At 37.6% G+C, this 15511-nt stretch carries 16 protein-coding genes; 10 read left to right on the top strand and 6 right to left on the bottom strand.

The annotated features are described in order from the left end of the window. Positions 1–104: 104 nt before the first annotated feature. Complete coding sequence (locus L692_RS0110505; RefSeq protein ID WP_025699642.1) at positions 105–3194, bottom strand: P-loop NTPase; 3090 nt, start codon at positions 3192–3194, stop codon at positions 105–107. A gap of 293 nt (positions 3195–3487) precedes the next feature. On the opposite strand from L692_RS0110505, the gene L692_RS28395 reads away from it, so the two are divergent. After that, on the top strand, positions 3488–3886 hold the full coding sequence (locus tag L692_RS28395; RefSeq protein WP_376717985.1) for a JAB domain-containing protein: 399 nt from the start codon (positions 3488–3490) through the stop codon (positions 3884–3886). Then, positions 3777–4097, top strand: a complete 321-nt coding sequence (locus L692_RS34000; RefSeq protein ID WP_376717984.1) for a JAB domain-containing protein — start codon at positions 3777–3779, stop codon at positions 4095–4097. Before L692_RS28395 ends, L692_RS34000 begins: the two co-directional genes overlap by 110 nt. 68 nt (positions 4098–4165) lie before the next feature. On the opposite strand, the gene L692_RS31770 is transcribed toward L692_RS34000, so the two are convergent. Beyond that, positions 4166–4480 carry a GTP 3',8-cyclase MoaA family protein gene (locus L692_RS31770; protein ID WP_156940389.1) on the bottom strand — a complete coding sequence of 105 codons (315 nt, stop codon included), beginning with the start codon at positions 4478–4480 and terminating at the stop codon, positions 4166–4168. A gap of 131 nt (positions 4481–4611) precedes the next feature. On the opposite strand from L692_RS31770, the gene L692_RS30590 reads away from it, so the two are divergent. Both L692_RS30590 and L692_RS30585 read left to right on the top strand, forming a co-directional pair. Continuing rightward, complete coding sequence (locus tag L692_RS30590; RefSeq protein WP_025699641.1) at positions 4612–4953, top strand: hypothetical protein; 342 nt, start codon at positions 4612–4614, stop codon at positions 4951–4953. A gap of 51 nt (positions 4954–5004) precedes the next feature. Further along, positions 5005–5184 carry a hypothetical protein gene (locus tag L692_RS30585; protein ID WP_025699639.1) on the top strand — a complete coding sequence of 60 codons (180 nt, stop codon included), beginning with the start codon at positions 5005–5007 and terminating at the stop codon, positions 5182–5184. A 204-nt stretch (positions 5185–5388) separates the two neighbouring features. Here the strand turns inward: L692_RS30585 and L692_RS0110485 are convergent, their stop codons facing one another. Beyond that, complete coding sequence (locus L692_RS0110485; protein WP_025699638.1) at positions 5389–6651, bottom strand: HipA domain-containing protein; 1263 nt, start codon at positions 6649–6651, stop codon at positions 5389–5391. A 958-nt stretch (positions 6652–7609) separates the two neighbouring features. Between L692_RS0110485 and L692_RS33995 the strand changes: the two genes are divergently transcribed. The 6 genes from L692_RS33995 to L692_RS33990 all read left to right on the top strand — a co-directional run bounded on the left by L692_RS33995 (position 7610) and on the right by L692_RS33990 (position 11070). Further along, complete coding sequence (locus tag L692_RS33995; protein ID WP_084463147.1) at positions 7610–7786, top strand: helix-turn-helix domain-containing protein; 177 nt, start codon at positions 7610–7612, stop codon at positions 7784–7786. 1 nt (position 7787) lies between these two features. Then, entirely contained in the window at positions 7788–7979 is a 192-nt protein-coding gene (locus tag L692_RS0110475; RefSeq protein WP_025699636.1) for a helix-turn-helix domain-containing protein, read from the top strand. A gap of 2 nt (positions 7980–7981) precedes the next feature. Next, positions 7982–8224, top strand: a complete 243-nt coding sequence (locus L692_RS0110470) for a MerR family transcriptional regulator (protein WP_025699634.1) — start codon at positions 7982–7984, stop codon at positions 8222–8224. A gap of 181 nt (positions 8225–8405) precedes the next feature. Then, complete coding sequence (locus L692_RS0110465) at positions 8406–8987, top strand: helix-turn-helix domain-containing protein (RefSeq protein ID WP_025699632.1); 582 nt, start codon at positions 8406–8408, stop codon at positions 8985–8987. A gap of 495 nt (positions 8988–9482) precedes the next feature. Continuing rightward, positions 9483–10304, top strand: a complete 822-nt coding sequence (locus tag L692_RS0110460; protein ID WP_025699630.1) for a tyrosine-type recombinase/integrase — start codon at positions 9483–9485, stop codon at positions 10302–10304. Between the two features lie 541 nt (positions 10305–10845). Next, positions 10846–11070: a helix-turn-helix domain-containing protein gene (locus tag L692_RS33990; protein ID WP_084463146.1), complete on the top strand. Its 225-nt coding sequence runs from the start codon at positions 10846–10848 to the stop codon at positions 11068–11070. 381 nt (positions 11071–11451) lie between these two features. Here L692_RS33990 and L692_RS0110455 read toward each other — a convergent pair whose 3' ends face one another. The 3 genes from L692_RS0110455 to L692_RS32620 form a co-directional block, all read right to left on the bottom strand. Then, positions 11452–12888, bottom strand: coding sequence for a hypothetical protein (locus L692_RS0110455; protein ID WP_025699628.1), 1437 nt, complete (start codon positions 12886–12888; stop codon positions 11452–11454). 124 nt (positions 12889–13012) lie between these two features. After that, positions 13013–15235, bottom strand: a complete 2223-nt coding sequence (locus L692_RS0110450; RefSeq protein WP_025699627.1) for a helicase-related protein — start codon at positions 15233–15235, stop codon at positions 13013–13015. Then, the coding region (locus L692_RS32620; RefSeq protein ID WP_036723144.1) for a Hachiman antiphage defense system protein HamA at positions 15232–15511 on the bottom strand (280 nt) is incomplete at its 5' end. The genes L692_RS0110450 and L692_RS32620, both read right to left, overlap by 4 nt.

Here is a 15511-nt window from a genome sequence, read left to right as displayed (position 1 = left end):
TGTAAAAGAGTTTACACAAAAATCTTGACAGACCCTGAAATTTCATTTCTACTTTCGAGAGACCTGAGACACTCAAAAAGAAAAATAGACCATACAAATCACATTTAATTTTTTATAGCAACACTAACTTCTACTTTTGACATTAAAGCTCTTACTTTTTTTATTACTGGACTTTTAGGAGTAAAAGCAATTGTAACGCGCACATTCATATCTCTTTGTAAGATCAAACCATGATATTTTGATGATGGACAATAAATCTCAGTAAACCCCTTAATCAATACATAAGAATGTCTATCTCCCACATACTTTATTACTGCATCGTACTCATTTGTATGACCAAGACGTTTTTCTGGATCGAATAATATAACACGAGCATTTGAAAATTCTCTCTTAACAGCTTCATCAAACACTTTTTCTGCTTTTGTAAATTCTTTATTAAGAAAAAGCATCCCGCCCAAAGTTGCCACAAAGAGCGGATCGGAGTATCCATATAGTGTACTTTGATTTAAAACTGCAATTGCGCTTTCCAATGATCCACCTGCTTTGATTATTGTAAAAGCATATTCTATACTCGGTCTATATTCATCTGGATATTCTCTAACCAAATTAGATAGTATCGGCATACTTTTCTCAAATAGACCATTTATGTTGTATGCTTTTGCTAGTAAATACCTTGATATAATACTTCGCGGGGCATTTGCCACAGCATTTTCTAATGAACGAATGCGTGCTCTACTGTCACCAATAAACGAATCAATATTGGAAGATTCTATCCACAAACCTTCTTTATTTCTAACTTTTTTCAACGCTTCGTTAATTATTTCCTCGGCTTTACTAATATAGGTAGTTCTTTGTTCGTCATCATTAACTTTTTTGGCCCAAGCTAAGTAAAGCTGAGCTAGCCCTTGAAAACAATATTCATCATTAGGATTCATTTTTAATCCAGTATAATATGCTTCTTCACTTTGTAGCAGTCTTCTTTTTCCAATCTCCTCGCTGTCTGAATCCTCTACCATTTTTTGTAGTATATATCCTTTTGTGTGATATAAAACTCTGATTTTTCCGTTCATTTTTATTGCATCATCTATTAATGTCAATGCTGTTGCATCAATATTTTCACGAAGATACATTCGAGCAAAATGCTGCCTTACATATGGATTATCAGGATCCTTTCGACAAGCTTTTTCAAAAAATTGTATCTTACTTTCTAAGGTTTTTAAAGAATCAATAAAACGTTCTGATCTTATAAAGTATTCAAATGCACGCTTGTCTGTTTTGTGCAGAATATTTAAATTATCTATAGATTGATGAATGTACAAGTCTTTACTAGAGGGTTCAACGCACCTATCCCAAACAATGGCTGCAATTAATGGATGTCTTGTCCTTAAGGCATATTCACCATTAAATTCGTTAATACACTCGTTAACTATTACACCATCCAGAAAGCCTTTTATTTTATCAAACATTTCAATGATGCTCACATTCAAAAGCTTTGCTAACAATTCAACTCTAAGTAATGCTCCATGCTGGTTAAAACAACTAACAATTGAGTAGACCTTTTTAGCAAACTCGTCTTTTATTCCCCAAAATTCATCCTCAATAATCGCTTCAATTTTACTGTTTTCAGTCGCCTCTCTAATTGCTACTAACAATTCTCTTTGATAGTTTCGTTGTATAGATGATATTTGGTGTTCTCTGCTCAAATGCTCTATCTTGTTAAGCTCATTATGTTCACTTAAAAAATCAACTAAGCTTTCTATTTCACTATTACTTAAGGGAAGTATTTCAAAGCTATCTCCAGTAATGGTAGGCTTAGCCTGCTTCCACTCATTAGTACGATCACCTAATACTAGTAAAACAGATTTTTTTGATTCTCTTGCCTGTTGGATGATATTCCTTGTTGTTTGAGTGTGGTCAGATGCATTATCAATAAAAAACACACTTTTTTCCGAACTTAATGACAACGCAAAAAAAACATCACCTTCTCGAAGTTCAGAACTGCTTTTATGAAAATAAACTTGAGCAGCTTTATCTTTTACCAGCCTACTTGCTAAAGTCATTAGTAAAGTAGTCGTACCATAACCTGCTGGGGCAGAAATCATACAATTTTTTACGCTTTTTTTATTATCAGTTACAAAATCAAGAATTGAAAAATAAATCTCTTCTTCGATATCCCTTTTAAAATACTTATCATGAAATACCAAACTCCAAGTAGGCTTATCCCCTCGTACGTAATTAGATACATCAGGCATTACATTTGGTAGGTTGACTTGATTTACATATTCCCAGGAGGATATTAACCTAAGTGTTGCCACAGGATTTTCTAGGTAATATGTAGTGAGATTCCCAGGGATCATTGACTCATGTTGCCTAATATCTACATCTTTATTAATGATAGACTGAATTTGTATTGAAGCTGCAATTACAAAGTCATCGAACTTTTGTGGTATTGTTACTAAATTTCGATCTTTTAATAGTTCCATGTCTATTTCAGAAGTATACGGATCAACTCTATAGGACAAAGGTAAAGAGTCAGGATAAAACTCTTCCTCAATATCTGATAAAATTGAATTCCAATTAGTATCGTTATGAGAATAACCTACGTATAGCACAATAACATTGGATGCTGCCATGTAATGTTTTAACTCTTCAAACATCATTTTTCTTTGAGTTTTATATTTAACATAGTCCTGTTGTGTAATAATTATATCCGGCGATGAAGCCTCAAACAGAGCACCGTGCAAATGAAATATTGGTACCTCAAAATTTGTATTAAAGTGCTTTATACCTGTGGAGCGAGTAATAGTTACATAATCTTGGATTGGTGATTCATGTGAGTTATATGCTTTTTGAATGCTATTATCATAATTTGTTGTAAATATAGCTTTCCACTTAACAGAGGGTATCCACATCATATATTGATCTGGAGTGGCTTCTGCTAAACATTCTTGAATATATGCAAGTAGTTCCTTTCTCCCCTTCTTTTTCATTTCGATATACTGTGATATTTTTGCCAAATCATAATCCCCACTTACTGGAACATCAAATTTTCCTGCTAAATTTTGAGCCAGTTTTTTAGCATCAGGGATATTTTGGCCATTTTGATCAAACATATGGTATCCCATACCTGCACCAACAAACAGCACACAAGAACCATTTTCTAAAGCCTGCTTTAAAGGAAATGATATGTCCATAGCTGCCTCCCGTATAAACTAAAATCAACTATTTTTAAACTTTTTTCTACAAATAGTAATTTTGTTAAATCATTTTTACCAGAACTCATCTTCTGAATTGTATATCAGTTTCAATGAGACCGTGACCATAGACTTTAGAACTATATCGAGATACATAATTCGCCAAAAGGTTACCATGACCTTCCAAACGCGTGTTCTATTTTAGGGAATTATGTAAATATGTCGCAAATTCAAAAATTTGAAATCTATATTATTCAAATGATAATCAGAAAAAACTTAGGAGGATTAACATTATGCAACAGGTTAAAGAGAATGCTTTGCGACAATTAGTATCTGAATCATTAAGAGAAAGCAACGACAGCTACACAATTCAAGAGCTTTTCGAGCGCTTTCCTACAGCTACAGAGCTAATGGATGTATCAGAACAACAATTAATTGCTATAAAAGGAATCGGCAAAGGAAAAGCCCGACAAATTACCGCTATGTTAAAACTTGCTAAGGTGTTGGCTTTATCTAATGAGAATCAATATGTCATTCGTAGCCCTAAAGATGTCTTCCATTTACTCGAATCAGACTTGCGTTATGAACAGAAAGAACATTTCATCTGCCTTTTCCTCAACACCAAGAACCGTCTCATCTTCAAAGAAATCCATCTCCATAGGTTCTCTGAACGCCGCCATCGTCCATCCTAGAGAAGTATTCCATGCAGCGATTAGACGCTGTAGCGCCTCGCTCATTTGCGCTCACAACCACCCGAGCGGAGACCCGGAACCATCAATAGAGGATGTGAATCTGACAAAACGACTCATAGCCGCTGGGGAAATCATAGGAATAGAAGTCCTTGATCATGTAATTATTGGTGGCAACCGCTTCTACAGTTTGAAGGAGCATGGTCAAATGTAACCCCGCTTCGTTCACTAAAGGCATGTAAAGAAATTTTCAATTTGTCTATGGGCTTAGTCTTTAATGAATCAACCTTCTTGTTTAGAAGGACACCATTTTGTTGCTATTATTACTTTAAATTGATCCCTTTCATGAGAAGGTATGGTTTCGAGTATTGGCTCAAGCTTAGGAGAAATAAGTGGTTCACCACCTGTAAAATAAAGTCTTCTAATACCTAATTTAATCAATGCTTTTATATGAGAAATGTATTCTTGAGTTGAGCAAGTATGACTTTTATGCTTTAAGCCATTCTTCCCATCAATCTGTATCGGGGGAATTGATCCTTCATTGTGACAAAACCACACTACTAAATAATACCATTTAAAAGGATTATTTCCATACACTAAATAACATCTATATCATTTCTTGCAATATGATAATTCCAATCCTCACCACCACCAAAAAGCCATAATCTAATTAAAGATATGGCTTTTTCCCATCTCTATCCAAATTCGCGAAAGGAGCAGCCACCATCATGTCCGCCACGGCGTATTACTCCATCATTGCCGAATTGATCGACACGAACCGCTATACAACCTTTCGGAAGATTGAAAAGAAAGCCCGGCTGTTGGCCGTAGAGTACACCAAGATGAAGCTCACTTATGCGGAGAGCTGTACCTCTCCGGCGATGCTTTCGAGCAAAATCTGGAACGCTTGCGCGGAGGCGATGCCAATGTTGGTCCGGATCTATAAGCAGCGCTTCTTCCATCCCAACCGCCCCAAAACGGCGGTCAGCAATTACGTTCACATCGGGTATATCGCCACCCGCCCCGGTGCCGTTCGGCATGAGAACCTTTCCCACGACCCTATTCGGTAAGCTACGGCCCGGCGAATTACAGCTTTCGATTCCTGGCAAGAAGTTGCCCGCATGGCCTATCAAATCTCGCAGGAAGGCAAAAATATGTACCGCAGCGCCATCTCCTTTCGCAAAGAGACAGCGCTGGAATTGGGATTGACGGATTTTGCCGCCCACAATCGAATGAAGACTGATCACCTGTGCTGGGCCGCAGCCTTTTATAATGAGGAAAATCATCCTATTTCCATGTAGTATTTTGGGACAAAGAACAGAAGATCATGCCGCGCCTGTCTGGAGCCGAGGAACAAGTGACGAAGTACAGAAGTCATGCCTGGCAGACACCATTATTAAGAAGACAACGCAAAAACGTCTCTGCGAAATCCGTTGTGCCAGATATCGCAGAGACGTTACTTATCATTTAATGGAGATCGCCATATCGTTTCATCTACCGCTCATCTACCGCTCCCAGTCTTCTTCCGCATCTTGTAAGCCGCTGTACGCAATGTCCATCTTCACATCGGCGCTTCGATCATCCACCCAGACCTGAGGCTTCCGGGAATGAACAATCTCCGCTAACATGTCGATCCGCTGCTCTAAATTCCGACAGATGGCGTCACATCGGGCTTCATCCACAAAAAGCGAACCGCGAAAGATGTCTCTCACCTCTTCCTCTATGCCTTGCAGCGCGGACTGGTCGAGCCAATCGAAGGACGTGACCAGTTTAATCTGCTCGTTGTGATCCTGCTTGAACGGTTTACAGGTCAGCTTTCCGTTCGCTCGAATCAGCGCCTGTGGCTTGGAAAACCAGAGGGAAGACCCACTGTCGTAAATGGGCGCTGGCCCAATCCACTCCAAGGTTTCGGCATGGCGAATGACGCCAAAATTGTTTTGATGCCGGTCTTCATTGGCAATGAGGAAATCCACCACTATCATCCGGTCAAGAGAGTCCACAATGCCGGGAATGCCCAGCGCCTCACAGCAGTCCACGTAATGCTGGTACACCGAAATGTGATTGGGCTTTTGCCGCGTGTGCATCACGTACCAGGCTGTAATTAGCTCCGTCTGCGGCGTAATAAAGTTGTCGCACACACTGTACGGATACTCCTCCTGCATCATCAGCGTGTAAGGGACGTGAGGGATTCCCAGACGTTCCATGATCCTGCTGGCCACCACTTCATTGTAAGGCTCTTGTTGAGTGGCACCGCTCCCTCCCTTAACCAAACACCGTTTACCGTCCATAATGGCCCATTTCTTTTTCAGCCAACCGTCCGACGTATTGTCAGGCGACATCAGACTCATTGGCTCCCCTGATGAACCTTTGCCAAACAGCACATTCCCCACATCATCGGAAAACGAATTATCGAAAAAGTTGATCGCAGACCAGTTCAAATCTGAAGCGGATGGACATATCCAATATTGGTCGGACAAGCTGAGTCCCAAGCTTTTATCCAGCAGTTTTTGCGTCGTGGACAGGTTCAGTTCCATGAGCGCCTCTTTAATCCCGTCCCGACTGGCGGGAATGGCACGACCTCTCCACCATTCATTGAGTGCCGTGCGGTCTATTCTCCCCTTCTTGACGGGAATCCCAACCGGCACATGGCGTTCTGCATAGACCTGTCCAATAGCAGAAATCGAGGAAGTCGCTTCATCAAGCTCAATCTCGGCCACAGGTTCGTTCTTGTGCATGAGCATGTATTTTTTGTTCCAGACATCCGCCATACGATCCACTCCATTCTTCACTTCCTACCTTCTATTATAGCAAGTTGACGGTAGCTGAGTAGCAAAGGAATCAGAAATTTCCAATTACCACGCTTTGTGGTTACTATAAAAGCTCACGTAAGACCGCTGCGTCTATATTTGCCGAATCGGCCTTCCGTTGCCTGCTTATCCCCTCCACCCGCTTTAATTCGAAGAATCTCGCAAGAACGGTTTCCCACGAATTATCGGCGGTAACATTCGTAATTCTCTTCAAAATAAAAACGCCTCCCCATTCGTAATGAACGGAGAGGTGATCATGTCTTGTGCAATCTGCTTAACGTGGGCGCGTAGGTACGCAGGATTTGCGTTGACCTGACGCTCAATTAACGCTGTGCTAACGGGAAAAACCTTGTTATGCCGAGGACCGGGATCGAACCGGTACGGTAGTCACCTACCGCAGGATTTTAAGTCCTGTGCGTATTAGTCATACGCTTCCCTCAAGCATAAACCCTTGATACATAAGGCTTCCCGGTCTTCCCACAACTTATACCGTTCTGCTAGTCGCACAGTATTTTTGACGTTAAAAGCGATTATGTCGCATTTTTAATAACCTGAGTCCTGTGCAGTAAATAACAAAAGTAATTTATCATGTTTATCCTCTGCTTGCAAGCCTCGATTTATGTTATCTTCTCCATTGTAAAGCTATAAATATATCCCATTCTTTGTGCTGAGCCTAGTACGCTGAATACTGTTTTATATCGTTACCACCTGAACAAACCAACAATTTCACCATACAGTAATAACCTGATTTTCTATGAAAAAGGTTACCTTTGTTCCCTCTCCCCCACACCAAACTTAATTGGCCTCATTCTCGAATTTTTAAGGATTTCTTAATATTTCTACGTACTTTTGTTATTCCTGCAAACCGCTTCCTTATATTGTTAATGTAACAAAATCACAACGGAAAGGGGCGGTTATTATGGAGCGTTTATTCACAATCCGTGAAGTCATGGATATTCTACAGCTTTCGTACACAACGGTTTACAGTCTATGTAATAATGGCGGTTTACCAAGTTGTAAAGTTGGGGGCTCAATTCGGATTCCTCAAGAGTCTCTAAGGAACTTCATTCTCAACAACACCAAGGGAGGTCAGTAATATGGAATTACTAGGTAAGCTTTACTCTATTGACGAAGTCAGCGACATGCTGAAAGTTGACCGTAAAACCGTTGACAGATGGATAAAAGAAAATAAGCTAACTGCTATGAAATTAGCTGGCACAATATGGCGCATACGTGAAAAGGATTTGAATTACTTCATTCTGCAAGCACTAGAGGAAGGGAGACGCTAATCATGGAAAGATACTATACGGTCTCACAAATCGCGCAAAAGCTGTCTGCTTACAGCCGTAGCCGAATGGTAAGCGAGGATATAGTCTACGGTTGGGTAAGGCAAGGCAAGTTACAGGTGGAACGAATCCCCGGCAATTTCAGGGGTGTAGGCAAATATCCCTATTGGATGGATGAATCGCATTTGAAGGATGTATTAACTGAGATGGGATATGACATTGACAGGCTCTTTCCTGACAATGACTAACCGTCCGACTACTGATACACAGATAAGCCCCTGCTTGAGTCATGGTAGGGGCTTGAATAAGGACGTGTATCATCATTATAAGTAAATCTCTTCGCAACTTATCACCTCATAAATCGATGATTACAATGAGAGTACTGCGAAATCAAAAGTACTCATACTTATTTATGGGGGAGATTAAAGAATGAAAACAATTAAAACAAAAGCAGAATTGAATACTACAGTACCTGCTCAGACTGCAAATACTGGTTTCACTCAAGTTCCTAATGCAATTATATTGTGTTTCGATTTGACGACCGATGAAAAGGCTCTGTATCTGCTACTACTAAAGAACTTTAATGATACTTATGGGTATTCCTTTCCTTCTTGGGAATACATTAAAACTGTATTAAAAAGAGGGGACGGTAAAGTAAGTTCAACTCTAACTGGATTGGAAGATAAAGGTTTAATTATTCGGAAGAAATCAGAAGGTAAGAGAAATAGGTATCTGTTGTGCCCTTTAGCAAATGTCCCTTGTATCGCCCTTAGCGAAGCTACGTACTACTTCAAAAAGCAAGCAAAAGAACAAGCGGATGGGATTGAGATATGGAGTGTCATAGAAGAAGTCATTAAGAGTGAGAAGTATCGCACCTTCAAGAAAGACTATAACTCAGGGACAGTTAATGAGTACCTCCGATATCTCCAACAGCAAGTAGAACTAAAAAAGAGAGTTAAAATCAAGCTACAAGAATTGCCTGAAAAAACAACTCGCCCTCTTCCTTTCTGAAAGCCTGCTGATTTAGCAGGTTTTTTTACTGTCTTATTGGCAGTCCTAGTACTGTTATATTGGAAGTACAGTACTTATTTATGTGTAGTGTCCACTTTCATTACCGAGATTAAAGCACTTTCGAATACTAAGAAAGGACTTCCAAAATAGAGTGGGCACTTCTAATCCAGTAGTCTATAAATAATTACTTATATACATTTAATGAATAACATTAAAGGAATAAAGAGAGAGTATAAAACCCAACGGGGCTAAATAGAAAAGACTATTTTTAAGATGAGTGTACCTCTTGTTAATTCTTACTTATCCTTAACGCCGCTAGGCGGAAATGAATAATCAAGTCACACCATGATCTTTTGCGTAGAATTATGGCGTGGAATAGTAATTCTATGCTATTATTAGTCTAAAGGTTGCCCCATAGTGGGGCGAATCGGACAAATAACGGGCAGAAAATATTGCGTAGAATTATTTAAGCCCTTTTTACTGGGAGAGATGTGTATGTTAGACCAGTTCATCAGTGAAGGTTTACGAGGTAAGAGCGAAGCAACGGTAAAGACCTACCGCCACGCCCTGCAACAGTTCAGCCAGTGGCTTGACGGTTGCGGCACTACTTTAGAGCATTTCAGCCGCACTGACGTTCAGCAGTACGTTACATACATGGCAAGTAAGAAGAAGTCCGCCGCCACCATTAACAAGGTCTACAATGCCATTAAGAAGTTCTGTCGGTGGGCTAAGAAATTGGATTGCATTGAGGAAGTACATATCATCAAAGCCCCCGACTACAAGCAGACCGCCCCAAAAGCCCTAGACAGACTTGAGCGGAAGCGGCTTGAGCGTGAGGTTGATAGAAGCGGAAACAAACGTGATTATGCCATCATCAAGACATTACTTCATACAGGCTTAAGGGTATCCGAACTGGAAGCCCTAGACAGGTCAGACGTTGACCTAAGCGAACGTAAAGGAGAGCTGAGGGTTAGGGCAGGTAAAGGCAACAAAGCCCGTACATTGCCCCTAGACGCTGATACAAGGTGGGCTATAAGGAAATACCTTGAGGAACGGACAGACGAGTATGAAGCCCTGTTCCTAAGCAACAGAGACAAGCGTATTAGCGTTAGAAGCATTCAGCATCTTTTAGAGCAACATGACCTCCATGCACACCAACTACGCCATACGTTCATTACAGGACTTATCAGGGCGAATGAAGATATATCGGTCATTCAATCCCTAAGCGGTCATAGTTCAGCAGATATGATTTTACGTTACTCCAAGCCCACGGAAGAAGACAAGTTAAGAGCCGTTGAGGGGTTGTATAAGGACTGATAGAAGCAGAGCCACCCAAGTTCAGGGTGGCTCTTTTATTATGCTCCACAGAGCTTGTAAGCGCTTCTAAACAGACCCCACCCAGTGCCGAATGAATCACTATTTGTTGTAACGGCAGAATTTACCCTTGTTTGCTACGCACAAAATTTGTCTGAAATGGTGTTTGACGCATATTATTACTACTTGAGTAACCCCCAAATAAAAGAACTGTGTTATACAATAGAAAAAACGTATTGTAAATATCCATTATTTGTAATTTTTTTCAGTGTATGATACTGTATTTGTTGAACTGAAAACTTGACTCAGGGGTGATTATACTGAATCTTTTAATCATTGTTATTTCAATTGCAGTAGCAATACTTTGTACTATAACTACCATAATCAACTCCAAAACAATCAAACAACTCAAAGAAGAAAGGAAAGAACGTAACCATGAGTAATTTGCAACTAGTATTGGCATGATTATAGACGCTACCAAACCTTTAACAACGAAGAAGAACTTAACCAAACCGTCTCAAAGATTTATGAACTCACCTCATCAATGGAATCTGTTCTCAATACTCTGCAACTTAATTCGCGTACTTATTTTGGCGTTTGTTGGCTCAAGTTAACTGAGATAGCTGAGCAAAGCAATGTATCGAAAAGTACCGTACGACGTGTCCTTAAAGAGTTCAATGACGAGGGCTTGATATCCGTTCATAGTCAAATCGACACAAAGCGAGGGGGGAAATCCGCCAACGTATATGTCCTTAATTGTATGAATTGACAGACTCCTAGCCTATGGATCGAAAGCTTAAATAGTTGGTGTATCAGTATTTTGTGACCTTATCAATTGGTGACCTTTTTTGTGTTCTTGAACCTTGGAATTTTTGCTGATTAATACAAACTCTCACAAGCCTGATACACTACAAAATACTTCTCACTTCCATTAAACGCAAATAACAACCCTTTTTGTGGATGGCCTTGGCGGTCAGGACTCCTTTCTAAATTCATTAACAAGCTTGACGTTTTTTGTCTATTGACCAACACCAATGTTAATTAATATTTACTCGAAGATTACTTTTAGGTGGAAAGGTCTATTTCGTTTATCATTTTTAAATCTAACATTTTTTTATCGAGTCGTGTTTTATATATACAGTGAAGAACGTTACTCTTCCTGGTCACTCAACAAGAAATTCTGAAAAGGATGATTTTTATATAAATCCTTCTTTTTGCTTAATAAAATAATGTCATCCTCCGTCAAAATGTTCTGAATACGATGAAAAGAAAGTCCTGTTAAATAAATTAGCGAGATAACATCTTTTGTCCTGTAAATGTACTGTTTTAACATATATTGTTGAATCTTTTCTAATGTTAGATTTGGACTTATCTGTTTTGCAATATCATTTATTAATCCACTAATATATTGCTCTGTCAGCGGTTCACCTTTCGACTTACTAATTAACCATTGGCTTTTGATCTTGTTTTTCTTTCTTAATTCTTTATAGTGATTAATTCTATTGGCTATTCCCGAAGGTAATTCTATTCTTCTTCCGTTTGATAAAGTCAGTTTATTATCTTCATGCAAAGCTTTATTAAGAAGTTTAGCAATTTCACTCCTATCCAATCCCATAAGACAAAGACTGAAAATCAGTTTATTACGTACCATAATCAACTGATTTTTTGACGCTAAACCTTTATATACCATCGCAATAACATTTTGATCTATGATAACCTCTTTATTTTCATCATCTTTTTGTAAGACATCGCTAATTTCCTGTAAGAGTTCTGACAAGCTGACTTGAGTTAGCGGATGATTTGTCTGGGGATAGACTTTTTTATAAAAAGTAGAAAGAAATCTATATTGGGCTTCTACTGTTTTTGGTTTTATTTTTTGAATGTTATTATTCTTGCTTTTAGCACTATTGCTTTCAGCTAAGGCTAACCATCTAAAATATTTTAATACTTCATACTTACGTATATCCTTTAAGTCAATAAACCTTCCCTCAGTTTCAATCATAAACTGGACTAGTTTTTTTACAGCAGTACGATATTGAGTCCAACTTTTCCCATTACCGTTATATTGAATATTTTTAAATTGCTGAATTAATCGATAATAATTTGTAATACCATCATTCTTAAAGAGTGCATTGTATGAAAATAATTCTAAATCTCTTCGATTATTCTCCCCTAGCCTTTTATTCGAAATATCTATGTCAAATATTTTTCGTTCCAAATAACTGCTTGCGGTTATTTCGTTATTAATTAATATCCATCTGTAACCATTGGTTAAAATGCCCCATTTATATTTTTGTGTGTTGTTGTTGAGATATGCAGATAATTTTCTAATATGTACGTCTGTTAAAGGTTTTTCAGCTTTTTTAACTTCTACGATAAGATAATTCCCTTGGTGATCGTTTAAAAATAAATCTGTTTCCTCGTTTGATCCTTCAGGATGTTCCTCATATTTAATTTCACATTCATAACCCAATAGATTAATCAAAAGCGGTTCAATAAATCGGACACATAAAGTAGTTTCAGAATCCTTATGATGTTTGTGTAATAATGGTAAATAGGTCACTAACTTCTCTTCAAAGGTTTGCAAATTTTATCCCCCCAAGACAGTAAAGTATCAATATCAGAAATAACCAGTCAGTTTTCTAAATCAAAAAGTTACACTAATTAAAAGAAGCGGGGGTACCCGCTCCATTTATACTAGCTATATAATTTCAAATGTATTTTCCTAAAATACTTTTTTCAAATTGAGATAAATTACCCGTAAGATTCGGATTGAGAGATAACTTGGCCTTTATTTTATCGATATTATCACAATCCGTAAAACCACCCGAAATCTTATTAATAATTCCGACTGGTACACCTGCTTCCTTTAAAGCTATTTCATGTTTTTCTACTGATCCAAACTCTAACTTTGTTATCAATGCTTTTAGGCTAATTACATCAGGAGTACCGTACTTTTCTTTATATACGTAATTGAAAAGATTTTCAAAGGCTGAGAAGTATTTGGGTAAAGCAAATTCAAAATATCGACTGATAAGTGTGAAAGCGTGACGAACCTTAGTATCAGTCTTTTCACCATTTTGCTGTTTTATCAATTCTTTTACTGAAGGAGAATAATAAGTATAATATTTTGTTAGTCGTGCTAAGTTACCAATGGTAAAACTCCTATCATTCTGATCGATTTCATTAAATAAATGAGTATGGCATAAGAGCATTATTGAATCTAACTGTTCCTTTTTAGGGTACTGATTTGAGAACAAGAGATTCTTCAGTACATTACTATTGTTTCTAAGATAATTAATAAGAGAATATTGATTATGTATAGGAATAAATTTGTTTCTTTTGATAAGTTCAAACGGAATATTCCAACTCTCAAGTACTCGTTCAGTTTCATTTCTTTTGTTTAGATTAGCATCAGACAAGTCACTCTTATCTATCTGAATTGTTTCCTCAGGTGTGAGACTGTTATTATCATAATAACTAAACTCAATAGTCCCCTTCTCTTCTTCATTACTCAAGGGTTCTAAGGCAATAACCCTGCCAATAAAGTGGGATAAAAATCTCCCTGCTCTGCCTTTAATGTTTTTTACATCAAAACCAGTTAAGAATTTATTACCCTTTAAATTACTATATATCACAATGTTTTTTGCAGAGGTATTAACACCCTCAGTAAGAGTCGAAGTACATACAAGAATATCAATGGTGCCATTATTGAAAGCATCGACTATTTCCGTTTGTATGTATTTCGGTATAGCACTATGATGGAAAGCTATTCCTCTAGTTAAGCAATAGACTAATGACCATTTCTCGTCAATAGTTGTTTTAATGTATTCAATAAGGTCACTTTTATTGTTTACACCTTCTTGCTTTTCAGCCAGTTTCCTTGCCCTTGTTTCGACAGTGTCTTTTCTTCCCAAGTAGACAAGAGTTTGTCCGTCAATCTTTTTAGTAATATTTATAAGATTCCTATCATTGTCTATTAATTTTTTAAATTTGTGTTGTGCAACTGTAAATTCGTCTTTTGGGTTTAGTAATGAAATATCAATTGTATCTTTTTGCACTATTTCTGCTGAATACTTTCTAAAAACTGCTTTGTTACGTTCAAGAAATTTTTTACTAAATTCTTGAAAGTAAGGTCCAATGAGATAAAATTCCAAAGCCATTTTAGATAGTCTATAGAGACAATGAGTAAAAACAAACTTTCTTTCCTCATCATCTTGGATTTTATAAATCTCGTCCATTGTAAAAAAATCTATTTTTAAATTTGGTTGTGAGTCCAACAATAAGTCCATTTTTTCAGGTGTTAAAATAAAGATATTTTTAGAATTTCCAAATTCCTGAGTAAGTGTATTTATTAATGTGTATCGTTCCCTAATCAATGGATTCCTTCTAAAATTTAAATATGTCTCGTTCAATAGAGCTATCGTTGGCAATACAATAGCAATGTTATTGTATGATTTATGTATTATTATCTCAGAAACGATTCTTGACTTTCCAAATGAAGTAGGTGCACTAACTACTAATCTTTTGTATTTGATAAAGTCTTCAAACAACCGTTTTTGGTCACGAGTAAGGATTGTTCCAGTATTTAGCGTATAAAACGACTCGCTGAAAGAGTCTAACTCACCATGACCAATGTTTTCTTCATATTCCTTATCAATTTTTTTGTACATTTCGTGATAGAGAAATACTCTTGATTCGATAATGCAATCGAATAATAACTGGTGAATGAAGGCATCCTTTGGCTTTGCTTCGGCTACGTGACAAATTATTGAAAGGCCAAGATTATATTCTTGATCCTCATCAGAGGATAATAAATGGTACGCAGTTTCTAACATCATTTTATATTCTTTATCACTTAAGATCGTACTTTTTTTTAATTTTTCAAGCAATTGAATAGTGGCCTTTACTTTTTCTACGCTAACATAAGTCATCTCATTGCCACCTCTAACTTTTCAATTTCTGTTTTGATACTGGCGACAGACTCAAAAGGTATAACAATGAACATAACCTCGATGTTAGGTTTTAAAGTAAGTGTATGACCGTCAATGCTCTTATATCTCGTCATAAATTCTTTGCCCATTTCATCAATAAACAAAGCATCTTCTATATCTGTATGTTTAGGAATAACATTACAGTCATACGTTAATAACACTGGAATTCTGATATTAATCTTATCTAATGTCGGCTGAACACCCTTATTGTGGACA

Origin of the sequence: Paenibacillus forsythiae T98, assembly GCF_000520735.1 — a bacterium.
GTDB classification, from domain to species: Bacteria; Bacillota; Bacilli; order Paenibacillales; family Paenibacillaceae; genus Paenibacillus_AQ; species Paenibacillus_AQ forsythiae.
This window is presented reverse-complemented; position numbering and strand designations above follow the sequence as displayed.